The organism is Uliginosibacterium gangwonense DSM 18521 (assembly GCF_000373965.1).
Classification (GTDB): Bacteria; Pseudomonadota; Gammaproteobacteria; order Burkholderiales; family Rhodocyclaceae; genus Uliginosibacterium; species Uliginosibacterium gangwonense.
Map to the genome: position 1 here is coordinate 1 of NZ_KB892849.1, position 23,789 is coordinate 23,789.

Consider the following 23,789-nt stretch of genomic DNA (forward strand, 5'->3'; position numbering starts at 1 on the left):
GAGTCAGCACAGAAATGAGCTTGCATGTACTTGCCTATAATATCAAACGCTTGATAGCGATTCTTGGTATCGAAGGTGTAATACAGGCTGTTAGGGGCTAAGGCCTTTTAATCAACTTACGCCTCGATATTCGGGCTTTAGCGTCTTGGAGTGAGCCATCAAACGGGATTCAAAGCCGGAATTCTTTGCGACCCGAAAGCGCTCTATCACCTGTCAAACGAGCAAGTATCGACCACCTTCGACAGCCTAAGCGGAAAATTTGTGTTTTTACACAATCTGGACCCGGTGCGGACGTTCAGATGCTTGAAAAACAGACATTCAACGTTTGGATTTACCGGTCGCCGAAGGCGATCCGGTAGAATGAAAGATTAAATTCAGGTGCGTGAACGCTTCGGTAGCTGAAGGATGGCTCCAACAAGTGTTTCCAGCGATGCTTCGCCCTTGAGAACTGCATTGAGCATCTCGTTCCGTTGGCGGTCGAACCGATTGTTGTTGATTGGACTGTCTAAGGGGGCAATTAGGAGGTTGTACGGGGTGACGTACCTAACGCGAAGCTGAGACTCTCGGTTTATGTTTACGACTTCTCCATCAATGACTGCCGAACCATCGTCATATTCTGCACGACTAACAGTTCGACCGCGAAACAAGCCGAACTCCTCCCGTGCATACCCCAAATGTTCGACCTGCGCCGGAACAGAAGAAGGATCATAGAAACCAGTAGGTTGGGAAGGCTTGGTCTTGATGTAGAGAAATGATTGGTAGTACGCGCCGGCATTGACTGCGGCGAGCTCTTCGACAATTAGTTCCTGATGATCCAAAAGAACAGTGTCTGGGGAAAGCACCTCAAAGTGGTCGATGTGCATGTCGCCCGAACGCCACCACCATATGGGGATTGACTCTTGGAAGACGAAGGGGGCACGAAAGAATAACTTCAGCCGCTTTACTGCCTCATAGGGGTCTCTGAACCAGTGAATGCCTCGTACCCCTGGAAATGAGTCGCTGAATCGATTGCTAAAGAACACGGTACTACTCTCGCCGTGGATAGAGGGCAGTGCGTCTTCTTCTGGGACGGCAAACGGACTCTTGCCGAGCGCGGGCTTCGGCTTGAGCGGCACCCCAAACAGCTCATGAAGCAACTGCTTCAGGGTTGCTTCAAAGCCTGCGTCATCGGTGAAGTCAATGTATGCACGTCCGCCAAGACACACGGGGGTCTTCGCCCGAGTGGTCACACCTCGAACGCATGGAATGAACTTAATCGTATCTTGCCCAGAGAAGAGCTCCGCCGTGAGGATGTTCTTCTCGTAGCCAACTCCACCGAGTCCTTCATTCGACTTCTTGTTGTAGTTGTCCGTGCAGACGACCAAGACTCGGTCCGAGTTCGTAAGTCCTTTCTCCATGAACGCCAGAATGTTCGAGCCGAGCTGAATGTCCCACTGATCTAGCACCACCTCTACCCCACTCTCGACCAAACGACATGCGAGCCGATAGACCCAGTCTCTGTGCTTTTCGTTGTCGTGCGAGTAGGAGATAAAGACCTTTGGTGTTTGCATGTGGGATTCCTGAATCTAACGAACTAAAGGGACCGCCCTGTCCCGAGGCGGGCATGATGCGGATTCCATGCCCTGGTGGTCGCACCGCGTACGGCGCACTGAGCGCAGCGAACTGCGCCGTATGCGATGAATCCAAACCATCCGGCGCAATTCCGCTTCGCTCCATTGTTCCCTGCGGCGCCCTACGAATGCCAGCTTTCGGCATGTGGTGCGACCGTCCGCTCATGGCCGATATCTGCCTGTCACATTATGTACAGGGCTGGCCGTTTGTCAAACCGTCGATCCCCAATCGAATCGCCCAACATCAGTCGCATGGGACGTCTATCCACCGATAGTGCTTCTAAAACTATACGAACACCTTAGGTAGTGAAGATTTGTATTAACCTTTTTTGTAAAATTTACAGATTAGGTTATAATTCGGTCATGGAAAAGCGCAAACCACATTGCCCGCTCCCTGCCATCAAGGCTTTGGTCCAGGATGGGAAAGTTCGGGCAACCCGGTCGGCTATTGAGACGGCTACTGAACTTGGTGTTTATAACCTTGAGTCGATGGCTGCTGTGGTGATGATGCTGACCCAGGCCGATTTTTACAAGAGCATGACGACCCATGCGGATTCGACGGTTTGGCAGGATGTGTATCACGCAAAGACGGCCGCCGGGACTGCGTATGTGAAACTGACTGTGATTGACGATGTGTTGATCGTTTCCTTCAAACCACTTTAGGAGCCAATGAAATGAAATGTCCAGTCTGCGGCGCCGCCGAACTGATCCACGATACCCGTGACGTGACTTACGCGTACAAGGGGCAAACCACCACCATTCAAGACATTACTGCCGACTATTGCCCGGCTTGTGGGGACTCAGTCATGGATGCGGAGAATGGCGACAAGTACGCGGAAGCGATCCGTGATTTCCAGCAGGAGGTGAATGCCTCGTATATCGACCCTGCTTTCATCACCAGGGTTCGCCGGAAGCTACGTATTGACCAGCGTGAAGCCGCGCAACTCTTTGGGGGTGGGGTCAATGCCTTCTCCCGCTATGAGAATGGCCGGGCCAAGCCGCCTGCTTCACTGGTCAAGCTGTTAAAGCTGCTCGACAAGAAACCGGAACTGATGAAAGACCTGCGCGATATCGACGCCGCCTGATCTACCGAAGCCCGCGCAATGCGGGCTTTTTTGTGTCATGCACCATGGCATCTGGCGCAATCCCTCTGTAAGCGCATAGATGGGCGTGTGCTGGCCTCTTGCTGGCGAACGACCAATCCCTATCTCTGACGTGTTCGCCATTCCTGCGCTGATTTGCCTTGGCTCTTGCCCTATGTTTGTGGTGGCGGAGGGGAGGGCCGCGCCGCCGTTTTAGCCCGCTGCGCGCGGTCGTACCCCCGCCACGCCCGCCCGGCAAATGGGGCGCTTTTTATGCACTCGCGCACCCAGGCCAAAGCCGCCCGGCGGCTGGGCTGAAGGCCATTTTTCAGGATGTGAAAAAACTTGCACTTTTACGCGTTTTTGTGCGCTTTTATGCACTGAAAAACGGGGTGCCAGTCAAGCACTTTTACCCGGCGGGTAGTCGGTGATTGCTCCCGAATTTTGGGGTGGGAATATCAGGTTAGCAGGTCCGAATATGCGGGAAAAAATACATTGGGCTATTTGTGCTACCCCGTTTTATCCTGTCTAAAACAGGCTGATCAACGTTCAAAAATCAAAGACTTATTCTTGTACTGCCAAATCAAGTGTATTAGACATTTTGCTATTGAAGTTTGTTTTAAATCAGTGTGTTATGTGCGTTTTTGACGGTATTATGTCATCATATTGGCAGAGCCGAGTCAAGCTGGTTGCCCCGTAGCCAATGCCTGTAGTTTCCGGTAGGTGATCACTATGGTCGTAACCCGGCATGCATGGTCAATTGCAGGCCGGATGAGCTACAGGCGCCCTCCGACGCATGCCATCGTTTTGCGTAGTCGCCAAGCGTCGGAGGGCTCTGCGTTTTCGGGTTACTCCGGGTTACTGCCTTTGTCTTGATGTGGCATTCAAATCTCAAGCACGCCAGCCGTCCCTTACCCAATGCCCAACCTGGGCGATAGCGGCTTCTTGCTGGGCGAGGGGGACGTGTGCGTGCGTCAGGTAGACCGTCAGTACAATGGGTTGGCCGGTTGGTGGCCAGTAAATGCCGATATCATTTGCGGTACCTGTCTCGGCGTCTCCCGTGCCGGTTTTGTTGGCCAGCGTCCAGCCGCTGTTCAGATCTTTGCGGAGCCGCTGTTTGCCCGTTCTGGTCGCAAGCATCCACTGTTTGAGCTGTTCCCGGGATGAGGGGCTTAATGCATCTTCCAGCAAGACGTGTTTCAGGTTTGCGCACATGGCTGATGGGGTGGTTGTATTCCGCTTGTCCCCCATCTGTGTCTTGTTCAAAAACGGTTCTGGATGGTCCAGGTGGGTGAGTTGATCGCCCAGGGTGCGCACGTAGGCATTCCAGGCGGGAATGCCGCCCAAGGTTTCTACGATCAGGTTTGCTGCGGTATTGTCGCTGTCTGCAATAGCGGCCTCACAGAGTGCGGCTAGGCTCATTCCTTCGGTGTCGGCAAATTTCTGGGTGACGGGTGAGCCACCCAGGAGCTGCTTGTGTGAAAACCGGATGCGCTGATCAAGCCGTTTGGTTTTTTCATCAACCTGCTTGAGTAGCGCCGCTCCCGCCAGCCATTTGAAGGTGCTGCACATCGGGAAGCGTTCATCCGCCCTGTATCCAAATGCCTTACCCGTGGCCGTGTCGATGCAGGCAATGCCCAGACGCCCGCCTGTCTCTCCTTCCAACGCTGCCAGTTTTGTTTGTGATGCCTGGAAATTCTTGGCCAGCACAGGGTAACTGAGCGTGCATAATGCAGCACAGCCAAAGTGCATGAAATTTCTCCGGTCCATGAATGTGAGCCTCCTTTTGGTTTTGATGGCATATCCTAACGATGTGGGCAAAATGGCTGCAAACGATATTATTTAGGATAAAACCTTAGAATTTCTTATGTCTGATCAGGGGGCTTCTCGTCATGAATAATCTTCCGCTTAACGCATTGCGTGCTTTCGAGGTGTCTGCACGGCATCTGAGTTTTACCCGTGCGGCGGATGAACTGCATGTGACCCAGGCGGCGGTCAGCCAGCAGGTCAAACTGCTGGAAGCGCGCCTGGGAGTATTGCTGTTTCGGCGCCTGCCGCGTGGGCTGGCGTTGACCGATGAGGGGGTTGCCCTGCTGCCACATCTCACACAAGCCTTTGAGCATATCGGATCGGTATTCAGCCAATTTGAACGAGGTTGCCTGCGAGAGATGCTGAATGTGGCCGTGGTTGGCACCTTCGCAGTCGGGTGGCTGTTGCCGAGATTGCAAGACTTCCATGCCCAGCATCCATTTGTCGATTTGCGCTTGTTTACCAACAACAATCGTGTGGATCTTGCTGGTGAGGGGCTGGATTATGCCATCCGATTTGGTGATGGCGCCTGGCATGGCACGGAAGTGCAAGGCTTGATGGCGGTAAGTCACTCGCCACTCTGTGCGCCCACTGTGGCCCGGCAGTTGCGCCAGCCCGCTGATCTTGCTCGTGCGCCATTGTTGCGCTCTTACCGCGCAGATGAATGGGCTGTGTGGTTTGAAGCGGCAGGCGTGGCGGAATCCCCCATTTATGGTGCTGTGTTTGACTCTTCCCTCACGATGGCAGATGCGGCCATCCAGGGGCTTGGCATAGCGCTGTTGCCGGTCGAAATGTTTACACGCCAGCTACGGGAGGGGGATTTGGTGGCTCCGTTTGATATCGCTGTGAAAATGGGGTGCTATTGGCTGACGTGGCTGAAATCCAAAAAGGAAACGCGTGCCATGCAGGCATTCCGTCTTTGGATGACCGCGCGCATCCATACAGAAGGCCAGGGCGCGCAAGAAACCTAGCCCGACGCGGATGCTATTTCTGTTTATGACGATGCAATAGCTATGCAGCGCTCATGTGGGGAGCTGGAAGGTTGTGACGCTTTCTTCCAGTTTGATGGCAAGCTCACGGACGGCATCGGTTTCCCTGACGCTGTCTTCCACCGCCTGGGTATTTTGTTCCGCTGCCTGGGAGATTGCTTCAATACGCTGGGCAATCAGGGTGCTGGTTGTGGTTTGTTCGGTGATTGAGTCGGCGATCTCCTGGATGGTGCTGACTACATGGGCGGATGAGGCGTTCAGATCGGCAATGGTCTTTTCCGTGTCCTGTAGTAGCAACACGCTGGCGGTAATCGCCTTGACGCTATTCTCCATGCCCTGTGTGGCAGTCTGGATGCGGGTTTGTACCCGATCAATGGTCTGGCGGATGTCGGTGGTCGACTGTGCCGTGCGCTCGGCAAGTTTGCGAACTTCGTCAGCTACCACGGCAAAGCCTCGCCCCTGCTCACCCGCCCGGGCGGCTTCAATGGCTGCGTTCAAGGCGAGCAGGTTGGTTTGTTCAGCAACCTCCTGGATTGTTTGCACAACTTGTGCGATGCGGGAGGATTCGTGGGCCAGGTGCTCGATTTCATCAGAGGCTGTCCGTATCGTATCGGCTGCTGCACGCATCTGCGTGCCCAGGTGTTCCACTTTCGCTTGGCCTTGCTCGGCAATCTTGCCAGACTCATGGGCGATGGCGGTTGTTTCCTTGCCCAGATCCGACACCTGCCGGATGGATACGGTCAGCTCTTCCACTGCGGCGGCCATGGCTGACACGTCTTGGCTTTGCGTGGTGATGCTCTGGGTGACTGTCCGCTCGTTTTGGCTCAACGCCGAGGAGGCGTTGCTCAAGGCTTGGGAGTCAAGCAAGATGAGGCGGACGATTTCAATCAGTTTTTGTTGCATCTCCCGCATGGCCGTCAGCGCACTGGCCGGTCCTCCCTGCGGGATGGAGCGAGTCAGATCCCCTTGGGCCACCTGTTGGGCAATGGCGGCAACCGTAGCCGGGTCCGCACCCAGCCTGTGCTTGAGCAGGTGGAGGATGCGGAACAGGCTGATTGAAGCCATGCTGAAGGCCAAAAGGGCCAATATCAGCGTGATGGTATAGGATCGGTTGGTGCTGTTGATGCTCGCGGTTTTATCGTTTATGAGGGCGTCATTGGAGAGTTTGCGCAGGTCCAGAAGCTGCGTGCGAATCTGACGCCAAAGGGGGATTTCCTCCTTGTTCAAGGTGACGATTGCCTTGGTCTGGTCAGACTGTGCCTCGGTCACAGCACGTTCAATGAGTTTTTTCCGTTGGACGTGCATGGCCTCGATTTTGGGCAGCGTATCGGGGGCGAGTCCATCAATCAGACGAAGCCCTTTGAGTTTGCCCAGCGCCGCATCAAAACCATCAAGCCCGCTTTTGAGATTGTCGTAACCGCTTTTGTTTTGCGGATCAATCACAATTCCCCGTAAAGAGGATGCTGCCTGCAAGCCGTTCGCGTACATGTCGGCGACCCCAAGCTGGAAGGTGGCTTCATGTTGCAGGGTTTCGTCATAGTCTATGGCCGCTTGGCGTAAGGCAATCAATCCTGTGCACAGGGCGAGAAAGAGCAGTGCAAAGGCCCCGCCAATCGAGACGAGCAGGTGCGATTTCAGGTTCATGGTGACGTGCTGTGTTTGTGGCACATGTGCTTAGTATTGGAGGGAATTGGATTGTTGCGGCCTACCCATAAGGGTGAGAGTACAATTTGGCTCTTTTTCGGGCCTGCCGGATAGCGGGCTTGGTTTTTACCGGATAGAGAATTCATGTCCCTACTCATTGATCGCCTGGCGGCGTCTTTCCCCCTGTTTGTACTGATTTTTCTGGGATACGCCTTGGTGCGCTGGGGGCGTTGGGGGACGGCGGTATCTGATGCACTGACCAAATTTGTTTTTTCGCTGGCGCTGCCTGCCTTGCTGTTCCACCTGATGAGCGATCTATCGCACCTGCCGCCGGTGGATATGCGCCTGTTGGCGGCCTTCTTCGGTGGCTGCTTCATCATCTTCATGCTTGGGCGGGTGGTGGCGCGCAGCATCTTCCGGCTTGATGGGGTGGCAGGGTCGATCTTCGCCTTGGGGGGGATATTTTCCAACAACCTCCTTTTGGGTCTTCCCTTAGCCAAGGCGACATTGGGGGATGCCGCCATCCCCTGTGTGGCGTTGATCCTAGTGTTCAATTCCCTGAGTTTGTGGACGCTGGTGACAATATCCGTGGAGTGGGCGCGTAACGGGGAGCTTTCTCTACAGGGGTTTGGCAAGACGGTCCGTTCGGTACTGACCAATCCCATCGTGGCGGCGATTCTTTTGGGTACGACTTATGGGCTGACGGGGTGGCCTCTGCCACACCTGATCGACGTACCCTTGGGGATGATCAGCCAGTCCGCTTCGCCCATGGCCTTGGTCGTACTGGGGATGGGCCTTGCCGAATATGATGTGCGCAGTGGCTTTGTGCAGAGTATGACGGTCTGTGTGATCAAACTCATCGTGTTGCCGCTAACGGTATGGGAGTTGGCCGTGCTGCTGCATCTGCCGAAAATGGAGACGCAGGTGGCTGTGTTGCTTTCCTCCATGGCGACGGGCGCGAATGTCTACCTGATGTCGCGGCACTTTGCTACGCAGGAGGGCCCCACCGCCGCGAGTCTGGTGCTGTCAACAGCGTTTGCAGCGCTGACTACGCCTATCATCCTGACCCTGATGGGATAGCGGGCGGTACAGAGTGCAACCCGTTTGGGTTCTCAGGCGCACAGATCAAACGCCGGGTGATAATCCACCCTGCCATGTGGCACGGCAGCGCCAAACGATTGGGCCATGAAGTATTCAGGGGGAACCCCTTCGAGCCGAAGCTCTGCACAGGGGTGGAAGCCAAAGTGGGCATAGTATTGTCTGTCGCCCAACACCACGCAGCCGTGTGCACCTATTTTGCGCAAGGCACCCAGTCCTTCATGCACCAGCGCGCGGCCAATGCCCTGCCGTTGCATTTCCGGGCTGACTGACAGCGGCGCCAAGCCGAACCAGCCACATTCCTTGCTGTTGATCGTGACGGGGGAGAAGCCGATGTGCCCGATTACCTTGCCATGCGCTTCCGCGACCAGGGATACGCTGAGCGCGCCTGCATCACGGAGCGCTTCCACCAGCAGATATTCCTTGCCGGTGCCATGTATGCGACCAAAGAAGGCTGAAGTGGTGATGGCGCGGATGGCCGTGAGGTCTTGTGCCGTTTCAGGGCGGATCAGCATGGTGATATCTCCCTCTCGGTGGTCGGACTACGCTGGGCAGGGGACAACTGCAAACCCACTTCAATCTGAAGCATAGTTCAAGGCTGCCCGCCTGCTGCTGTCCAAGAGGTACGCAGCGAGACACTTACCCCGCTGCCTTGGGGAAAACGCGGCTTGCGCATGTCTTGGCCCGTTCCCGGGCGGTCGCCACATCATCTGCAGCGGCAACAGCCACCCCCATGCGGCGCTTGACGAAGGATTCAGGCTTGCCGAACAGACGCAGATCCGATTCCGGCACCTGCAAGGCCTGTTCCACCCCCTCAAATTCAATGCTTTTTGCATCGACGCCACCGTAGATCACGGCGCTGGCGCCTGGGCGACGCAGGCTGGTATCCACAGGTAGCCCCAGGATGGCACGGGCATGCAGTTCGAATTCCGACAGGCGCTGGGTGGCGAGCGTAACCAAGCCAGTGTCATGCGGGCGGGGGCTGACCTCGGAGAACCAGACCATGTCGCCCTTGACGAAAAGCTCCACCCCGAACAGCCCCAATCCGCCCAATGCTTCTGTCACAGCCGCAGCAATCGCGCGTGAACGCTCCAGTGCGACAGGCGACATGGCATGTGGCTGCCAGCTCTCGACATAGTCACCACTGACTTGCAGGTGGCCGACCGGCTCACAGAAGCAGGTTTCGACTTCGCCTGCTGCGTTGCGGGCGCGTACCGTGAGCAAGGTGATTTCGTAGTCGAAATCGATGAAGCCTTCGACAATGATCCGCCCTTGCTTCACCCGCCCGCCTGTAGCGGCGTATTCCCAGGCGGGCGCCACGTCGGCTGCGCAACGGATGACTGATTGCCCCTTGCCAGAGGATGACATCACCGGCTTGACCACGCAGGGATAACCGATGCCTGCATCAATGGCTGCCTGCAGTTGATCCCGTGTGTCGGCAAAGGCATAGGGCGAGGTGGTCAGCCCAAGTTCCTCGGCGGCCAGACGGCGGATGCCTTCACGATTCATGGTGAGTTGGGTGGCACGTGCCGTGGGAACCACGGTGGCCAGCCCGTCGGCTTCGATCCGGGCCAGCTCATCCGTGGCAATGGCTTCGATCTCGGGTACGATCAGGTGAGGGCGTTCGCGTTCGACCAACTCACGCACGGCGCGCGCATCGGTCATGTCGATGGCGTGCCAGCGATGGGCGACCTGATGACCGGGTGCATTGGGGTAACGATCTACCGCAATGACTTCGCAGCCCAGGCGTTGCAAGGCAATGATGACTTCCTTGCCCAGTTCGCCGGAGCCAAGCAACATGACACGTACAGCAGCGGGGGAAAGAGGGGTTCCGATCTTGAGCATAATGGGTAAAAGTTGGGAAGTGAAAGTGGCCCATTTGGCCGGGGCAGGCTCAGAAGCTGTTCATAATCTTACTGCGAGGCCGTGATCGGGGCGCATGCGCTGCTCTTCACCCCGCTGACGGCCTCTCGCTACAGATTCTGAACAACTTCTAAGAATATCCGTCTGCAATCTTATTACAGATCATAAAACAGATTCCAACGGCACAGATTCTACGCTGGGCTTGGGGGGATCAGGCAGGGGGCCGGCGCATTGGTCTGCGGCATTGTGCCATTGGTGCAGGCTGGCCACTTACAGCAATACGGTGTGTGTTCAAATGTCACATCGGGCAAAATCAAAGGGATTATTGCAAGGGCTTGCGTTGAAAACCGGAGCTTACTTGATACAGTTCCAGTTTGGCTCCAATCTGGATGCTCGACTTCGTTTGCGTTAGGACACCTGGTAGAGAGGTTAGTCGCTTCAGATCATGAGCAGACATAATAAACTGTGATGTGCCACAAGAAGAAGCTGGCAGGGGTGTGGTCTTACCTGGGGATACATGATGCTTCATAGTATTTGGGGCAAATGGCGCAGCAGCTTTTATTACCGTCTGGTAGTGGCCACCATGGTGGTCATCACAGTCATGGTGGCAGCTTACAGCGGGGTGCTGTACTTGCGTCATGCCAAAGCGGCAGAGTTGTCCCAGCGTGAGCGGGCCGAACACCTGTCGAGCCTGCTGGCCGACGCCCTGGCACAACCCCTGTTTGATTTCAACACGATTGCGGTGACCTCGGCGGTCAACACCTTGAGTTCGCACGCCGATATCCATTCCGTCCGGGTGATTGACAGCCAGGGGGTGGTCGTCATTGATACGGGTTCTTTTGCCGAGCACAGCGAGATTTTGCTCAGCACGCGGCGGCAGATTACATTCAGCGATGGTCGGCGACAGGTTCCCGTGGGCTCCCTGGAGCTGGCGTTTTCCCGCAAGCCTTTGCAGGTCGAGTTGTATCGGGGGTTTCTGGAACTGTGCGTAGGCGGATTCCTGATGGCCGCCGGGGTGGTCCTGGCGGCCTTGGCCGTGTTTCGCACGGTGACCCGCCCCTTGCGAGAGATCACCTCGGGACTGGATGAACTGGCAGCGGGCAATGCCAATGTTGTGCTGCCCAAGCTCCTCTGGAAAGATGAGTTCGGACGCATGGTAGTGGCCTTGGGGCGGTTTCAGGATGCCTTGGTGGAGTCGCAACGCGCTGAGCGTTCGCTACGCGAGAGCGAGCAGCGGTTCAAGGATTATTCCAATAGTTCGGCGGACTGGTTTTGGGAAATCAACGAAAACCTGTGTTTTAGCTACCTCTCCCCCAATCTCAAAGAGATTCTGGATGATGAGCAGCTGATTGGCCACAAGTGCTGGGAATTTTCCGATCTGCCTGAACTCAATTCTCCGCATGTGTGGGCTGCGCACAGGGCGGTGCTGAGTCAGCATGTACCTTTCCGCAATTTTGAATTCCGCGTCTTGGATCCGCAGACCAGGCAGATGGTCTGGCTGTCCATCAGCGGTACACCATTCTTTTCGTCCGAAGACGGACGGTTTCTGGGTTATCGCGGAGTCGGGCAGAACATTACGGCGCGCAAGATTGCAGAGGAAGGGGTTCGCAAACTCTCCTTGGCTGTGGAGCAAAGCCCCAACATGGTGATCATCACCAACGCCAGAGGCGAGATTGAATATGTCAATGAGGCCCTTGTCCGGCTCACAGGTTTTTCCCAGGAAGAGCTTTTGGGCCAAAACCCGCGCATCTTCCGGTCGGGTTCAACGCCCAAGAGCGTGTATGAGGATTTGTGGCGCACTTTGTCCCGAGGGGACTCCTGGCACGGGGAGATGACGAACCGACGCAAGAATGGGGAGGAGTATGTTGAATATGGCATCTTTTTCCCATTGCGGCAGGCCGACGGCGCAATTACGCATTACCTATCGATTACCGAAGATGTGACTGAAAAGAAACGCGTTGAAAACGAGTTGGCGCATTACCGCAGCAGCCTGGAAAACATGGTGGCAGAGCGCACCGCCCAGCTTGCTGATGCCAAGGAAGTCGCAGAGGCCGCCAACCGTGCCAAGAGTGTCTTTGTGGCCAATATGAGCCATGAAATCCGTACCCCGCTGAATGCTGTGCTGGGGCTGGCACGTATTATTTCGCGTGAAAGTCATGGTCGCAAATCCGGTGAAACGGCGCGCCGCATCCTTGAAGCGGGTGAGCACCTGCTCGGGGTGATCAATGATATTCTGGACTTTTCGAAAATCGAGGCAGGCAAGTTGCATATTGAGAACCAGGATTTCAATCTGATTTTCAGCATCAATGATGCCAAGAGCCTGATTGCTGAGCAGGCGCATGCCAAAGGCTTGGGCTTGTACACTGACTTGGCCGAGAATCTGCCGCACTGGGTGCGTGGTGACCGATTGCGTTTCGAACAGATTCTGATCAATCTGCTGTCCAATGCAGTCAAATTCACCCAGCAGGGTGAAATATACTTGAGCGCCCGTCGGGAAGGGGAGTTTGTATTGGTGATGGTCAAGGACACCGGCATTGGTATGGATGAAGAGCAATTAGGCAAATTGTTTAGGCCTTTTGAGCAAGGCGACGTTTCTACCACGCGTAAATATGGCGGTACGGGCCTGGGGCTGACGATCAGCCGGGATATCGCCCGTCATATGGGGGGAGATATCACCATTTGTAGCGAGTTGGGCGTGGGGAGCGAATTCACGCTGCGCTTGCCGCTGGAAGAGACGACCCCTAGCCCCCTGCATGTCGATATCCCCTCCACGATTGGCACAGGCGCCCACCTTGCGGGAGTGCGGGTGCTGGCCGCCGAGGACATGGAACTCAATCGTATTGTGCTGGAGGACCTGTTGGTCAACGAAGGCGCCAGCGTTGTATTTGCCGAGCATGGCAAGCAGGCGATTGAATTACTCAACAAACATGGCGCCGAAGCGTTCGATGTTGTGTTGACCGACATCCAGATGCCTATCATGGATGGGTACGAACTGGCCCGCCAGTTGCGTGTATTGGCGCCGAATATTCCGGTGCTGGGCCTGACCGCACGGGCCATGAAGGAAGAGCGTGACCGCTGCATGGCCGCTGGCATGGTGGCGCAGGTGACCAAGCCGATTGATGAGCGGGAGCTGATCTCTGCCATCTTGTCCTGCACCCGTAAAAGAAGCGTGGCGCTGGCCTTGCCTGCCAAGCAAGCTGCAGTACGCGTGTCCTCCCTCATCAATTGGGCGGCGCTTGCCGAACGCTACAATGGCCGCCCCGGCTTTGCCGAAAAGGTGCTGGATATCTTTGTACGCACCCATGCGGAGACGGGAGAAAAACTGCGGGAAGCCGTGCAGAAAGCTGATCTGCAGGCGATCCGCTATATCGCGCACAGCCTGCGGGGGGTGACGGGCAATATCGAAGCCCCCGAACTGCATACGCTGGCCGGGCACCTTGAGACCAGTGTGATCAAGGCGCGCCCCGATATCACCGAAGTCGGCCTCAGTCTGGCCCAGCACATCGATGAGCTGGTGCTGATGCTGCGCGAGCGCGCCGAGAGATCCAGCCCGCCCCAAACGCTCTGAATGCCATGTCAGCTTGATGACAGCTTTCCATCAGGATGTATTCAGCTTGGAGCCCTAGCATGGGAACCATCAGGACGGCCACTACAGGCTGCCTGGCAACCAGATCAATCATCAGGAGTGTTGAATATGTCTATCAAGTCCAAGCTGATTCTGTCCGCCGTGATCGCCGCTTTCTCCATGGGTACCGCTTTTGCTGCTGACGCTCCGGCTGCTGATGCTTCCGCCCCCGCCAAGGCTGAAAAGAAGGCTCCGAAGAAGGCNCACAAAAAGGCTCCGAAGAAGGCTGCAGCCGCTGCTGCTGACGCTTCCGCTCCTGCTGCCAAGTAATTCATACGTTTCACTATAAATTCGAATACAGGGAACATCATCATGAACATCAAGACCAAACTCCTCCTCGCTTCCGTGATCGCCGCTTTCTCCATGGGTACCGCTTTTGCTGCTGACGCTCCGGCTGCCGACGCTTCTGCTCCTGTCAAGGCTGAGAAGAAGGCTCCGAAGAAGGCCCACAAAAAGGCTCCGAAGAAGGCTGCAGCCGCTGCTGCTGACGCTTCTGCTCCTGCTGCCAAGTAATCGCAGATTGCAGTCTGAATATGCAGGGCCTGGCTGGGTGCCTGCATATTCGATGTCGTGAATCGGAGGTGAGTCCTCCAGAACGCGGCATCAGGTAATACAATCCAAACCGCCCGGGAATCGGGCGGTTTTGTTTTCAACTGGAGAGCGGGCATGCGTGTATTGTTGGTGGAAGACGACCCGGCGCTGGCGAATACCATATCGCGTGCGCTACAAGGCCAGGCCGATGCCCAGGTGGATTGGACGGCGCGGGGCGAACCTGTGCTCAATTCCTTATCAGCAGACCCCTATGATCTGCTGGTGCTCGACATCGGCCTGCCGGGGATTGATGGCTTTGAGGTGCTGCGCCGCCTGCGTGCTGCAGGGCAACGCCTGCCGGTGTTGGTTCTGACCGGGCGGGAGGCCATTGATGACCGCGTCCACGGCCTGGAACTTGGGGCGGACGATTACATGGTCAAGCCCTTCGCGCTCCCCGAGATGGTCGCCCGTGCCAAGGCGCTAGTGCGACGTGGGCGGGGCATGGTCGACAAACAGATCCGCGTGGCAAAGGTTGTGATGGACATGGCCGCCCACCGTGCCTGGGTGGCGGATAAGGAAATGGATCTGCCCTCACGCGAATGGCAGTTGCTCGAATATCTTTTGGCACACGTTGGTAAGGTCGTCAGCAAGGATCATCTGGTTAGCTCGCTTTCCGGCTGGGAAGGGGATGTCAGCGAAAATGCGGTGGAAGTCTATATCTCGCGCCTGAGGACCAAGCTCGCGGAGTCTGGCTTGCGCATCCGCACCGTGCGTGGGTTTGGCTATCTGCTGGAGGAGCTTGCTGATGCCGCAGGTACCTAGTGCCAGTCTGCGCCAGCGTCTGGCGCTGATTCTGCTGCCTTCCCTCGTGGTGCTGCTGGTGGTCAGCGGTGTGCTCCAATACCTGCTGGGCGTGCGGCCCATGCTGCATGAATTCGACCGCGCCATGATGGACGTGGCCGTCACACTGGCCGACCGTGTCAGCATCAACGATCAGGCCGAGATCATATTCGACCTCTCTGATGAGGCCGAAACCCTGCTCAAGGCCGATAACGTCGACCACGTCTGGTATGCCGCGTTTGATGACGAAATGCGTCCCTTTGCTGGTGCCCGTGAGCTGGTCTGGCCCTCCACCAAGGTTGTGCGCGGCCAGCCTTACGTCTATGACACCACCTTCGCCGGTGAAAACGTGCGTGCCGTGGCCACCAAGGTGACTTGCGGGGCAGCCGACTGCGGGATCGTGTTGGCGGAAACCACGCACAAGCGCTCCCGCCTCATCCGCGACGTGCTGCTCAGCGCGTTGTTGCCGGTACTCCTATTGGGGCTGGGGGCGGTGGCATTGCTGTGGATCGGGATTGGCCGTGGCCTCTCTCCCCTGGTGGCGCTGTCCCGCGAGATCGGGCGACGCTCGCCGCGTGAGTTGTCCGCCATCGACCCGGCCAGCACCCCCGCTGAAGCCCTCCCACTCGTACTGGCCGTCAATCGACTCATGGCTCAACTGGACGAGTCGGCCAGTGCCCAGCAACGTTTCCTTGCCACTGCGGCCCATCAGCTCCGCACCCCGCTGGCAGGTCTGCAATCCCAAATTGAGTTGGCGCTGATCGAGGCCAAGGACGATTCCGATCGCCAAGCGCTCGCGGATATTCATGCTTCGGCTATCCGCTCGGCACGCTTGGCCGTGCAGCTCTTGTCACTCGCCCGTGTCGAACCCGGCGCCAGCCGCGCAGATGCCGTGGTGACGTGTGACTTGTCCAAGCTGGCGGGTGAACTGGCTGATGAATGGGTGCCCCGTGCCTTGGCGCGAGAGGCCGACCTGGGCTTCGAATTGACGCCCGCCAGCGTGGCGGGCGACCCCTTGCTGCTACGCGAAATGATGGCCAATCTGCTGCATAACGCGTTGGAATATGGCGGCAAGGGCTGTCATATCACCCTGCGCACCGGTGGCAATGAAACCTGCGTATGGTTTGAAGTCGCCGACAGTGGCCCTGGCATCCCTGCCGACATGCGCGGCAAAGTGCTGGAGCGCTTCGTCCGCCTGCCCAACAGCCAAGGTGGTGGCAGTGGCTTGGGGCTTGCCATCGTCAAGGATATTGCCGAATCCCATCACGCTAAACTTGAACTGCTGGATGGGGATGGTGGTGTCGGGCTGACCGTGCGGGTGAGCTTCCCGGTGCAAGACAGCCCCTCGGCATCCATCAAAGCGGCTTGATTGAAGCTTTCACCAAAGCCTCACTCCAGCCCAGCTTTTGGCATACTGCAACAAAACTATCGTCCACCTCGGTGTGCAGATGCAGTCTCTCACTTGTCATGGGGTGTGGCAGGCTAAGGGATTGGCACAGCAGGAGCAGGCGATGACAGCCGAATTGCTCTTGGAACATGCGGTTGTGCTGGCCTTTGCCGTGGGTGGCGTCCCCGATGATCGGGTGGGCGATGTGCTTGAGGTGGCGGCGGATCTGGTGGCGACGCCCGGTTTCCGGCTGCACGGCAAGCAGCGCGTAGCGGCTGGCGGGGTAACGCGCATCAACCTGTATTGGTAGCTCTACCGTTGCGAGGCGTTGGTAGTGGGTGAGTGCCTCTTGCGGCGGTGCAGGGGTGTTGAGCTTGCGTTCGTAATCGTCATATTGGCGGCTCAGTGGGTGGTCGATGCTGCCACGCTCAGGCGGCCAGCCGCGTACCACGGCCAGATATTGCTTGCTGACCTGATTGGTCTCGAAACTCGCGCTGGCGGCAATCAAGGCTTCATGCGTCAGGGCAAACAGCAGCACGCCGGATGTGCCGCGATCCAGCCGGTGCACCGGCCAGACGATTCGCCCCAGCTGTTCGCGTAACATCTGCACGGCAAAGCGGGTTTCATGGCGATCCAGTTCGCTGCGGTGAACGAGCAGACCTGCTGGCTTGTGGATGGCGACGAAGTGCTCGTCCTGAAACAGGATATCCAGCATCAGAGTATGTATGGCAAGCCGGATTACAGCCGCGTGCGCAGCAAGGCGATGGATTTGTGCATGCGGTTGAAGCGCCACAGGCCAAAGATGCCCAGGGCCACCCCGGCAGGGACGAAGACGATGCCCAGCCAGGGGAGCCAGCCTTGATCGAAGAAATGGATGAAGGTGACCCCTGCGATCACCAGGGTCAGGGCACTGCGCACATACGCCAGCATGGTGGCTTCGTTGGCCAGCAGGGTGCGGTCGATGGCCAGTTCGTCACGCAGGATGAGCTCATCCTGCTTGAAGCGGGCGTAGGGTTGCAGTTCTTCCATTTCTATTACGCCAGCAGGCGGTTCACCCAGCTCGGCGGTTCAATGCTGTCGAGCAGGTTCTTCAACTGCAGGCCCAGTTCCGTATCGCCCTCAATGCGCAGCTTGCGCTGGAAGAAGAGGGTGTCCGGGTCTTCGGTGCGGCGCAACAGCTTGAGGTAGTCGGCGACTGTTGCACGAAAGCTCACATCGGCCTCATTCTTGGCAGACGCTGGGCGGAAATGCCCGCCCTGGTAGCGCAGGGTGGCGCGGGCGCCTAGGTCTTCCATGATGATGCGTACCGAGCGCCCTTCCAGAAAGCTGAAATCGGCATCCAGTTGCTTGGTCAGGCGTGCCAGTTCCAGACTGGCGCAGAGTGCGTCACTCCACGGGCGTTGCGGCAGCTTCGGCCCGATCTGGGCGAGGAAGCTGGGGAGGCGGAAATCAGTGGGCAGCAGCATGGGTGTCTCCTAGTTTGATGCCTTCCTTCTCGTGCCAGTAGCCATCGCACAGGGCGGTGGGGGCGAAGGCACTTAATGCGTCCAGGTCAACCGACGCGCCATCCAGGGCGGCGCGGTGTTGGGCGAGGATGTCGGCAGTGTTTTTGCTCTGCGGACTTACGCGCAGGCGGGTGACGCCGATTTTGCGTAGTTCGGCCAGATGTGGCAAGAGCGCCTGCGTGGCGGCCGATTGCGTCTGGATGCCATTGATGGCAAGGAAGTGCTGGCCTTCGCGGGTATCCAGCACCACGCCATCGGGGAATTCCATGCAGCGGAACTGGCAGTCGTCCTTGCGCAGATTGAAGTGGCGGGCGGTGAAGCAGCGGGCGGAGAGGGCCAGCGGCAAGCGCCCCCAGGCGAAGACTTCGGTTTCAATATCCTTGGCTTGTGCCAGCAGGGTGGCCAGACGGGTGTGGCCCATTTCAACAGGCGGCACCCAGCGCACGGCACCGAGTTCCTGGAATAAGGCCAGGGTATCGTTGTTGTAGATGTTCTGATGCGTGCCAGCAACCCAGCGCAAGCCTTGCAACAGGCGTACGGCGCCCAGATCATTGGCTTCCACCAGATAATCCCCGTTGCCACAGACGCGGCGCAGGTTCTTGAGTTCGCTTTCGGATTCGAGCAGCGCCTGGCAGGACAGCACGACTTCCTTGCCTGCCTGGGTGAGTTCGCGGGCAAGCCCCAGCCAGTCATCCAGACGCATTTGCTGACGGCGGCTACAGACGACCTCGCCCAGGTGGATGGTGTCGACGGGCCAGTTGGCGGCTTCGGCATAAAAAGCCAGTACCTGCTCGCGGGGCCAGAAATAGAGCAGGGGGCCAAGAGAGAGTTTCATCATGTTCTTATTTCCACGGACGGAGGTAGGCACCCAGGGTGACGTGCTGGCCTTCGGAGACTTTGCCCAGCGCTTGTTCCCAAGCAGGCTTGGGGGCAAAGCGTTGCGGGTCGGCAAAGGCGGCATCAATGGCAGCGCGAAGTGTGCGGGTGACCTCGGTGACATAGGCCGGGCTGCGTTGCCGCCCCTCGACCTTGATGGCAGCCACGCCAATACGCATCAGCTCGGGCAGCGCGCTCATCACGTTCAGGCTGGTGGGCTCTTCCAGCGCGTAATAGGTTTCTTCATTGACCGCAAAGCGCCCCTTGCACAGCGTGGGGTAGCCTGCGGGTTCGTCCTGCTTGTACTGATCGATCAGGATGCCTGAAAGGCGAGCCTCGGTGCCAGCTGGAGTTTCCACCCAGCGCACCGCCTTGGCGGGGGAACAGACGCCCGCTGTATTGGGCGATTCGCCCGTGGCATAGCTGGAGAGCAGGCAGCGGCCTTCCACCATCACGCACAAGCTGCCAAAGCCGAAGACTTCGATTTCCACGTCGGTGTTGGCGATCACGTGCTCCACCTGCGGCAAGGTCAGCACACGCGGTAACACGGCGCGCTGGATGCCGAACAGGTCGCGGCACAGGTTGATCGCTTCATAATTGGTGGCAGAGCCTTGTACCGAGAGGTGGCGGCGCATCTGCGGGTGGGTTTTGGCGGCGTAGTGCAGTAGGGCCGGGTCGGCGATAATGACGGCATCGACACCCAGGTCGGCAGCAGTGTCGACCGCCTTGTGCCAGCGGGCCACATCCCCTGCCTGGGCGTAGGTGTTAATCGCCATCAGCACCTTGCGGCCACGGCTGTGGGCGTAACGGATACCCTCGCGGGCGGTGTTCTGGTCGAAATTCAGCCCAGCAAAATTGCGGGCATTGGTGGCGGCGTCTTTCAGGCCGAGATAGACGGTGTCCGCCCCTTGATCCACCGCACTCTTCAGTGCGGGGAGGCTGCCCGCCGGACAGACCAACTCAGGTTTGCGCATAATGATCTTTACAAGAAAACAGGCATCAAGCTTAGGGATGCAGGGACTATATAACCTTGCCTTGGGTCAAACCGCTTGGGGAGGATGGGAATCAGAACTCGGGAGGGGCTTCCAAAAGTCTGACAAGTTCGCGTACCATCCTTCACTCTGTTCCGGTATTCGGGTTTTATCCAAGGGGAGACATAATGGCCAAAGGCTCGCAGTTCCAGCTCAAGTTCCATGATTTTACAGATCCGGCGACCGGTGTGCGCGTTACGCGCCTGACTCCGCCTGATGTGACCTGCCATCGCAACTATTTTTATCAGAAGTGCTTCACCAACGACGGCTCCAAACTGCTGTTTGGCGGCTGGTTCGATAACAACTGGAATAACTACATCCTGGACCTGAACACCCAGGTGGCCACCCAGATTACCGAAGGTGCGGGCAACAATACCTTCGGTTGCTTCCTCTCGCCGGATGACAAGTTCCTCTACTACCGTCAGGGTGCCAAGGAACAACGCCGCGTCAACCTCGCAACGCTGGAAGAAGAAACCTATTACACCGTGCCGGATGGTTACAAGGGCTACGGCACCTGGGCGCCGAACTCGGATTGCACCAAGCTGGTGGGGATCGAAGTGGTTGAAGGCGACCTGTTGCCCTTGACTACCTGGGAACAGTTTGCTGAACAGTTCCACATGAAGCCCCGTTGCCGCCTGATTTCGGTGGATATCGAAAAAGGTACCAGCACGGTGCTGCTCGACCAGGCCAAGTGGATGGGCCACCCGATCTACCGCCCGTTTGACGACAACACCGTGGCCTACTGCCATGAAGGCCCGCACGACCTCGTCGATGCCCGCATGTGGCTCATCAATGAAGACGGCACCAACATCCGCAAGGTGAAGGACCATGCAGATGGCGAAGCCTGTACCCACGAATTCTGGGTGCCGGATGGCTCCAAGCTGATGTACGTCTCCTACAAGAAGGGCAGCACTGATCGTTGGATCTGCGTGGCTGACCCGGTGACGCTGAAGAACGAAGCCATCATCACCATGCCGCACTGCTCCCACCTGTACAGTAACCACGATGGTTCGCTGGCCGTGGGCGATGGTTGCGATACCCCGCAAGACGTGCAGGACGCAGCCAGCCACAAGGTGGAAAACGATCCCTTCATCTATGTGTTTGATCTGAAGAAGAAGGAGACCAAGAAGGTCTGCCAGCACAACTCGTCCTGGAAGGTTTATCGCAACGACCGTCAGGTCACCCACCCGCACCCCGGCTTTACGCCGGACAACAAGCGCGTGCTGTTTACCTCTGACTTTGAAGGCGAACCGGCCATCTATCTGGCTGACCTACCTGCTTGAGGCATATGTCAAAAGTGTTGCATTGAGCATAAAAACGGGCCTTTTGGTCCGTTTTTTATTGGCTTGTGGAGCGTGTAGGTTCATTATTGACCCCTTGAATCTTTGTTACTCCCAAGCCTGAGTCAAACCATGCGATCCTCGCCTTGTATTGAGCCCGCCCAACTGAAAGATGCCCCCGAGATTGCCCGCCTGACGGGGGAGTTGGGTTACCCGATTACGCTGGCTGAAACCAAGGCCAATCTGGAAAAGATCCTGAAATCCACCCGGCATTTCGTGGCCGTCTCACGTGGGCAGGATGACAAAGTGCTGGGGTGGGTGGTGGCCGAGCGTTGCTTGTCTCTGGATTCTGGCGAAAGCGCCGAGATCACCGGGCTGATTGTGTCTGCCGATGCCAAGCGGATGGGGATTGGTCGGTCTCTGGTGGCAGCGGCCGAACAATGGGTGACGCGGCAAGGTTTTTCCTCTGTGCGTGTGCGTTCCAATGTTGTGCGAACAGAATCCCACCCTTTTTACCAGGGTGTTGGTTTTCAGCACCAGAAGACCCAGCATGTCTATGTGAAGGCGCTGTCCTGATCCATGCTGGAGCAGATGCGCGGAACCCCCTGGGCAAGCTACCCGCAGCCGGAATGGAATACGCCGGGCGGCCTGATCGAGGCCCTGTCGGCGGTGCAGGGGGCAAGTGACGCCGAATCCAGCCATGCTGCTTACGACCGCTTCCTGTATGCCGTGGGCAACTATCATGCGGGCACTTATTACCCGGTATTGTTGGCAACGCTGCCATTTCTGGAAGCCTTGCTGCAAACCGGGGGTGATTGGCCGCAACGCACGGTACTGCGCGTGCTCGATGACCTGATTGCATCTTTCCAACCTGAACCGGGCTACGCCTGCCTCGCATTGGCCAATGGGCGTGAGCAGGACGTGGCCAATGCGTTTTCTGGGGCCATGCACTGTATGCAGGCCACCCTGGAAGACATCAGGACGGGCGGCGGCGCTAACGCGAGCTTGGCGCATGGCGTGTTGGATTTGCTGGTGCTTTGAGCGCCTCAGATTGGATGTTGAAAAGGTTTTGGTGCGTTCGACCATCCCCCGTGCGACTCATCCCCATGTAACTCATCGTTTTGTCATCGTGATGCAACATCCGCGTCATACCGAGTAGCCATGATATCGGTCTCACTGGCTCTTATATTACTCGGGGGAATGATGCGTAAAGGTGGTTTGGTAGCGGTTGTCGCTATTCTGTTTGCCGGGCAGGCTATGGCCTATTCCTTTCAAACCAAGGGCAGTTTGAATGTGATCACTGCCAATGTGGCGGGGTTGCCGGAAGGTTTGTCCAGCAGTCACCCGTCCACGAACACGGCTCCCTTGGGGAAAATGCTGGGGGCCTACGACATTGTGAACGTGCAGGAAGATTTTCACTACGACTCAACGCTGGCGGCGAATATGAATCTTTCCTTTCGTACCGCGTTTAGTGGTGATGCCGGGTTTGGCGATGGCATGAATACTTTCAGCCGGTTCTTGCTGGCGGATACGCAAAGGGTCAAGTGGAACAAGTCCAGCGGCTTGATTTCCAACGGTAGCGATCAACTCACCCCGAAAGGCTTGAGCTACGTGCGCGTTGCGGTGCAGGAAGGGATTTATGTTGATGTCTATAACCTGCACGCCGATGCGGATACCGACGCCGGGTCCATGGCTGCACGGGCGGATAATCTGACCCAGCTGGCGGCTTACATCAAGACAAATTCCGCTGGCAATGCGGTGATCGTCATGGGCGACACCAATGCACGTTATACCCGGGAGGGTACGGTGTTGACCCAACAACTGCTAACCAATGCAGGGCTCACGGACGCCTGGATCAAGCTGATCCGCAGTGGCAGCATCCCCGCTCAAGGTGGCGCGGCGCTGATGGATACGTCTGCCGGGCTGACCAGTGCCAGCAACGAAGTGGTCGACAAGATTTTCTATCGCAGTTCCCGCGCGATCCAACTGACGGCCAGCAATTACAAGCTGGAGAGCAAATTTGTGGATGCCTCCGGTAACCAGCTCTCGGATCATTATCCGCTCAGCCTGAATATCAGCTACGCATTGGCAAGCGATGTCAAATTCTCAGGTACGGCAGGTGGCAGTGGCGGAACCGGTTTTAACGACATGGCCAGCGTGCCGGAGAATGTCGCGCCAAAGTCGGTGACCTTGCGCGGGGCAACTCGTATCGATGCCGTTTCGCTTGCTTATGGGAATAGCGTCAGCACCTATCATGGCGGTACGGGGGGTACTGATAGCACGCTGACACTCAATAGCGGTGAATACCTGCAAAGCGCAACACTCTGTACAGGGGTCAAGACCACCCTACGCATCTTCTACATGCGCGTGACCACCAATAATGGCCGTAATGTGAGCAACGGCACCGCTACAGGCACATGCCAGACGATGACCGCGCCCAGCGGGTGGCGCATAGGCGGTTTCTTCGGTCGTGCGGGCGATGGCGTTGATCAGGTAGGCGTCGTATTCCGGCCGATCGAGTAATGCGTGTGAGCATGGAATAAGACGCTGTAAAGAAAAACGATTCTGGCGCGGTTGTGCACGTTTGCTGGGCCGCATGAACGGCCTGCGACGTCACAC

The 23,789-nt window shown here is 57.3% G+C and carries 22 protein-coding genes; 12 read left to right on the top strand and 10 right to left on the bottom strand.

Features of this window, described 5'->3' with window-relative positions; all coding sequences use genetic code 11:
* Window positions 1–374: 374 nt before the first annotated feature.
* Window positions 375–1,550, bottom strand: coding sequence for a toll/interleukin-1 receptor domain-containing protein (locus B145_RS0113590; RefSeq protein ID WP_018608069.1), 1,176 nt, complete (start codon window positions 1,548–1,550; stop codon window positions 375–377).
* A 423-nt stretch (window positions 1,551–1,973) separates the two neighbouring features.
* On the opposite strand from B145_RS0113590, the gene B145_RS0113595 reads away from it, so the two are divergent.
* Together B145_RS0113595 and B145_RS0113600 are read left to right on the top strand one after the other, a co-directional pair.
* On the top strand, window positions 1,974–2,273 hold the full coding sequence (locus B145_RS0113595) for a type II toxin-antitoxin system MqsR family toxin (protein ID WP_018608071.1): 300 nt from the start codon (window positions 1,974–1,976) through the stop codon (window positions 2,271–2,273).
* An 11-nt stretch (window positions 2,274–2,284) separates the two neighbouring features.
* Window positions 2,285–2,695, top strand: a complete 411-nt coding sequence (locus B145_RS0113600; protein ID WP_018608073.1) for a type II TA system antitoxin MqsA family protein — start codon at window positions 2,285–2,287, stop codon at window positions 2,693–2,695.
* An 888-nt stretch (window positions 2,696–3,583) separates the two neighbouring features.
* Here B145_RS0113600 and bla read toward each other — a convergent pair.
* On the bottom strand, window positions 3,584–4,462 hold the full coding sequence (bla, locus tag B145_RS0113605; protein ID WP_157288417.1) for a class A beta-lactamase: 879 nt from the start codon (window positions 4,460–4,462) through the stop codon (window positions 3,584–3,586).
* A gap of 122 nt (window positions 4,463–4,584) precedes the next feature.
* Here bla and B145_RS25610 point away from each other — a divergent pair, with 122 nt between their 5' ends.
* Window positions 4,585–5,472: a LysR family transcriptional regulator gene (locus B145_RS25610; protein ID WP_018608080.1), complete on the top strand. Its 888-nt coding sequence runs from the start codon at window positions 4,585–4,587 to the stop codon at window positions 5,470–5,472.
* A 51-nt stretch (window positions 5,473–5,523) separates the two neighbouring features.
* Here the strand turns inward: B145_RS25610 and B145_RS0113620 are convergent, their stop codons facing one another.
* Window positions 5,524–7,134 carry a methyl-accepting chemotaxis protein gene (locus B145_RS0113620; RefSeq protein WP_018608081.1) on the bottom strand — a complete coding sequence of 537 codons (1,611 nt, stop codon included), beginning with the start codon at window positions 7,132–7,134 and terminating at the stop codon, window positions 5,524–5,526.
* 144 nt (window positions 7,135–7,278) lie between these two features.
* Here B145_RS0113620 and B145_RS0113625 point away from each other — a divergent pair, with 144 nt between their 5' ends.
* Window positions 7,279–8,214 carry an AEC family transporter gene (locus B145_RS0113625; RefSeq protein ID WP_018608083.1) on the top strand — a complete coding sequence of 312 codons (936 nt, stop codon included), beginning with the start codon at window positions 7,279–7,281 and terminating at the stop codon, window positions 8,212–8,214.
* Window positions 8,215–8,246: 32 nt separating this feature from the next.
* On the opposite strand, the gene B145_RS0113630 is transcribed toward B145_RS0113625, so the two are convergent.
* Both B145_RS0113630 and purT read right to left on the bottom strand, forming a co-directional pair.
* Window positions 8,247–8,747: a GNAT family N-acetyltransferase gene (locus B145_RS0113630; protein ID WP_018608085.1), complete on the bottom strand. Its 501-nt coding sequence runs from the start codon at window positions 8,745–8,747 to the stop codon at window positions 8,247–8,249.
* Window positions 8,748–8,871: 124 nt separating this feature from the next.
* Window positions 8,872–10,077, bottom strand: coding sequence for a formate-dependent phosphoribosylglycinamide formyltransferase (gene purT / locus B145_RS0113635; RefSeq protein ID WP_033407247.1), 1,206 nt, complete (start codon window positions 10,075–10,077; stop codon window positions 8,872–8,874).
* A 538-nt stretch (window positions 10,078–10,615) separates the two neighbouring features.
* Between purT and B145_RS27555 the strand changes: the two genes are divergently transcribed.
* From B145_RS27555 to B145_RS0113660, 4 genes are all read left to right on the top strand, one after another.
* The gene (locus B145_RS27555; protein WP_169558556.1) at window positions 10,616–13,663 is read left to right on the top strand and encodes a PAS domain S-box protein; all 3,048 of its coding nucleotides are present in this window, start codon (window positions 10,616–10,618) and stop codon (window positions 13,661–13,663) included.
* 369 nt (window positions 13,664–14,032) lie between these two features.
* Window positions 14,033–14,233 (top strand): hypothetical protein, encoded by a 201-nt coding sequence (locus tag B145_RS0113650; RefSeq protein ID WP_018608093.1) that lies wholly within the window; start codon window positions 14,033–14,035, stop codon window positions 14,231–14,233.
* 153 nt (window positions 14,234–14,386) lie between these two features.
* On the top strand, window positions 14,387–15,073 hold the full coding sequence (locus B145_RS0113655; protein ID WP_018608095.1) for a response regulator transcription factor: 687 nt from the start codon (window positions 14,387–14,389) through the stop codon (window positions 15,071–15,073).
* A complete protein-coding gene (locus B145_RS0113660; protein ID WP_018608097.1) occupies window positions 15,057–16,460 on the top strand; it encodes a sensor histidine kinase in 1,404 nt (467 codons plus the stop codon). Before B145_RS0113655 ends, B145_RS0113660 begins: the two co-directional genes overlap by 17 nt.
* On the opposite strand, the gene B145_RS0113665 is transcribed toward B145_RS0113660, so the two are convergent.
* The 5 genes from B145_RS0113665 to ubiU are packed head-to-tail and all read right to left on the bottom strand — an operon-like array spanning window position 16,447 to window position 19,833.
* On the bottom strand, window positions 16,447–17,193 hold the full coding sequence (locus tag B145_RS0113665; RefSeq protein WP_018608100.1) for a pseudouridine synthase: 747 nt from the start codon (window positions 17,191–17,193) through the stop codon (window positions 16,447–16,449). The two genes, B145_RS0113660 and B145_RS0113665, sit on opposite strands and share 14 nt — an antisense overlap.
* Window positions 17,194–17,216: 23 nt before the next feature.
* Complete coding sequence (locus B145_RS0113670) at window positions 17,217–17,507, bottom strand: DUF202 domain-containing protein (protein WP_018608102.1); 291 nt, start codon at window positions 17,505–17,507, stop codon at window positions 17,217–17,219.
* 5 nt (window positions 17,508–17,512) lie between these two features.
* The gene (gene ubiT / locus B145_RS0113675) at window positions 17,513–17,944 is read right to left on the bottom strand and encodes a ubiquinone anaerobic biosynthesis accessory factor UbiT (protein WP_018608104.1); all 432 of its coding nucleotides are present in this window, start codon (window positions 17,942–17,944) and stop codon (window positions 17,513–17,515) included.
* Window positions 17,928–18,821, bottom strand: coding sequence for a U32 family peptidase (locus tag B145_RS0113680; protein WP_018608106.1), 894 nt, complete (start codon window positions 18,819–18,821; stop codon window positions 17,928–17,930). Before B145_RS0113680 ends, ubiT begins: the two co-directional genes overlap by 17 nt.
* A 4-nt stretch (window positions 18,822–18,825) precedes the next feature.
* Window positions 18,826–19,833, bottom strand: a complete 1,008-nt coding sequence (ubiU, locus tag B145_RS0113685) for a ubiquinone anaerobic biosynthesis protein UbiU (protein ID WP_018608108.1) — start codon at window positions 19,831–19,833, stop codon at window positions 18,826–18,828.
* Between the two features lie 185 nt (window positions 19,834–20,018).
* Here ubiU and B145_RS0113690 point away from each other — a divergent pair, with 185 nt between their 5' ends.
* The 4 genes from B145_RS0113690 (at window position 20,019) to B145_RS0113705 (ending at window position 23,693) form a co-directional block, all read left to right on the top strand.
* Window positions 20,019–21,173: an oligogalacturonate lyase family protein gene (locus B145_RS0113690; protein ID WP_018608111.1), complete on the top strand. Its 1,155-nt coding sequence runs from the start codon at window positions 20,019–20,021 to the stop codon at window positions 21,171–21,173.
* A 129-nt stretch (window positions 21,174–21,302) separates the two neighbouring features.
* Window positions 21,303–21,746, top strand: coding sequence for a GNAT family N-acetyltransferase (locus tag B145_RS0113695; RefSeq protein ID WP_018608112.1), 444 nt, complete (start codon window positions 21,303–21,305; stop codon window positions 21,744–21,746).
* A gap of 3 nt (window positions 21,747–21,749) precedes the next feature.
* Window positions 21,750–22,211 (top strand): hypothetical protein, encoded by a 462-nt coding sequence (locus B145_RS0113700; protein ID WP_018608114.1) that lies wholly within the window; start codon window positions 21,750–21,752, stop codon window positions 22,209–22,211.
* Window positions 22,212–22,331: 120 nt separating this feature from the next.
* Window positions 22,332–23,693 (top strand): jacalin-like lectin, encoded by a 1,362-nt coding sequence (locus tag B145_RS0113705; protein ID WP_211209837.1) that lies wholly within the window; start codon window positions 22,332–22,334, stop codon window positions 23,691–23,693.
* Window positions 23,694–23,789: the final 96 nt, after the last annotated feature.

What these genes read in the sequence shown, in the direction of transcription:
- bla (WP_157288417.1), bottom strand. Translation starts at nt 4,462, where the DNA reads ATGGACCGGAGAAATTTCATGCACTTTGGCTGTGCTGCATTATGCACG.
- B145_RS27555 (WP_169558556.1), top strand. Translation starts at nt 10,616, where the DNA reads ATGCTTCATAGTATTTGGGGCAAATGGCGCAGCAGCTTTTATTACCGT.
- B145_RS0113690 (WP_018608111.1), top strand. Translation starts at nt 20,019, where the DNA reads ATGGCCAAAGGCTCGCAGTTCCAGCTCAAGTTCCATGATTTTACAGAT.
- B145_RS0113660 (WP_018608097.1), top strand. Translation starts at nt 15,057, where the DNA reads ATGCCGCAGGTACCTAGTGCCAGTCTGCGCCAGCGTCTGGCGCTGATT.
- B145_RS0113590 (WP_018608069.1), bottom strand. Translation starts at nt 1,550, where the DNA reads ATGCAAACACCAAAGGTCTTTATCTCCTACTCGCACGACAACGAAAAG.
- ubiU (WP_018608108.1), bottom strand. Translation starts at nt 19,833, where the DNA reads ATGCGCAAACCTGAGTTGGTCTGTCCGGCGGGCAGCCTCCCCGCACTG.
- B145_RS0113595 (WP_018608071.1), top strand. Translation starts at nt 1,974, where the DNA reads ATGGAAAAGCGCAAACCACATTGCCCGCTCCCTGCCATCAAGGCTTTG.
- B145_RS25610 (WP_018608080.1), top strand. Translation starts at nt 4,585, where the DNA reads ATGAATAATCTTCCGCTTAACGCATTGCGTGCTTTCGAGGTGTCTGCA.
- B145_RS0113620 (WP_018608081.1), bottom strand. Translation starts at nt 7,134, where the DNA reads ATGAACCTGAAATCGCACCTGCTCGTCTCGATTGGCGGGGCCTTTGCA.
- B145_RS0113680 (WP_018608106.1), bottom strand. Translation starts at nt 18,821, where the DNA reads ATGATGAAACTCTCTCTTGGCCCCCTGCTCTATTTCTGGCCCCGCGAG.
- B145_RS0113670 (WP_018608102.1), bottom strand. Translation starts at nt 17,507, where the DNA reads ATGGAAGAACTGCAACCCTACGCCCGCTTCAAGCAGGATGAGCTCATC.
- B145_RS0113625 (WP_018608083.1), top strand. Translation starts at nt 7,279, where the DNA reads ATGTCCCTACTCATTGATCGCCTGGCGGCGTCTTTCCCCCTGTTTGTA.
- B145_RS0113650 (WP_018608093.1), top strand. Translation starts at nt 14,033, where the DNA reads ATGAACATCAAGACCAAACTCCTCCTCGCTTCCGTGATCGCCGCTTTC.
- B145_RS0113655 (WP_018608095.1), top strand. Translation starts at nt 14,387, where the DNA reads ATGCGTGTATTGTTGGTGGAAGACGACCCGGCGCTGGCGAATACCATA.
- B145_RS0113705 (WP_211209837.1), top strand. Translation starts at nt 22,332, where the DNA reads ATGATATCGGTCTCACTGGCTCTTATATTACTCGGGGGAATGATGCGT.
- purT (WP_033407247.1), bottom strand. Translation starts at nt 10,077, where the DNA reads ATGCTCAAGATCGGAACCCCTCTTTCCCCCGCTGCTGTACGTGTCATG.
- B145_RS0113695 (WP_018608112.1), top strand. Translation starts at nt 21,303, where the DNA reads ATGCGATCCTCGCCTTGTATTGAGCCCGCCCAACTGAAAGATGCCCCC.
- B145_RS0113700 (WP_018608114.1), top strand. Translation starts at nt 21,750, where the DNA reads ATGCTGGAGCAGATGCGCGGAACCCCCTGGGCAAGCTACCCGCAGCCG.
- B145_RS0113665 (WP_018608100.1), bottom strand. Translation starts at nt 17,193, where the DNA reads ATGCTGGATATCCTGTTTCAGGACGAGCACTTCGTCGCCATCCACAAG.
- ubiT (WP_018608104.1), bottom strand. Translation starts at nt 17,944, where the DNA reads ATGCTGCTGCCCACTGATTTCCGCCTCCCCAGCTTCCTCGCCCAGATC.
- B145_RS0113600 (WP_018608073.1), top strand. Translation starts at nt 2,285, where the DNA reads ATGAAATGTCCAGTCTGCGGCGCCGCCGAACTGATCCACGATACCCGT.
- B145_RS0113630 (WP_018608085.1), bottom strand. Translation starts at nt 8,747, where the DNA reads ATGCTGATCCGCCCTGAAACGGCACAAGACCTCACGGCCATCCGCGCC.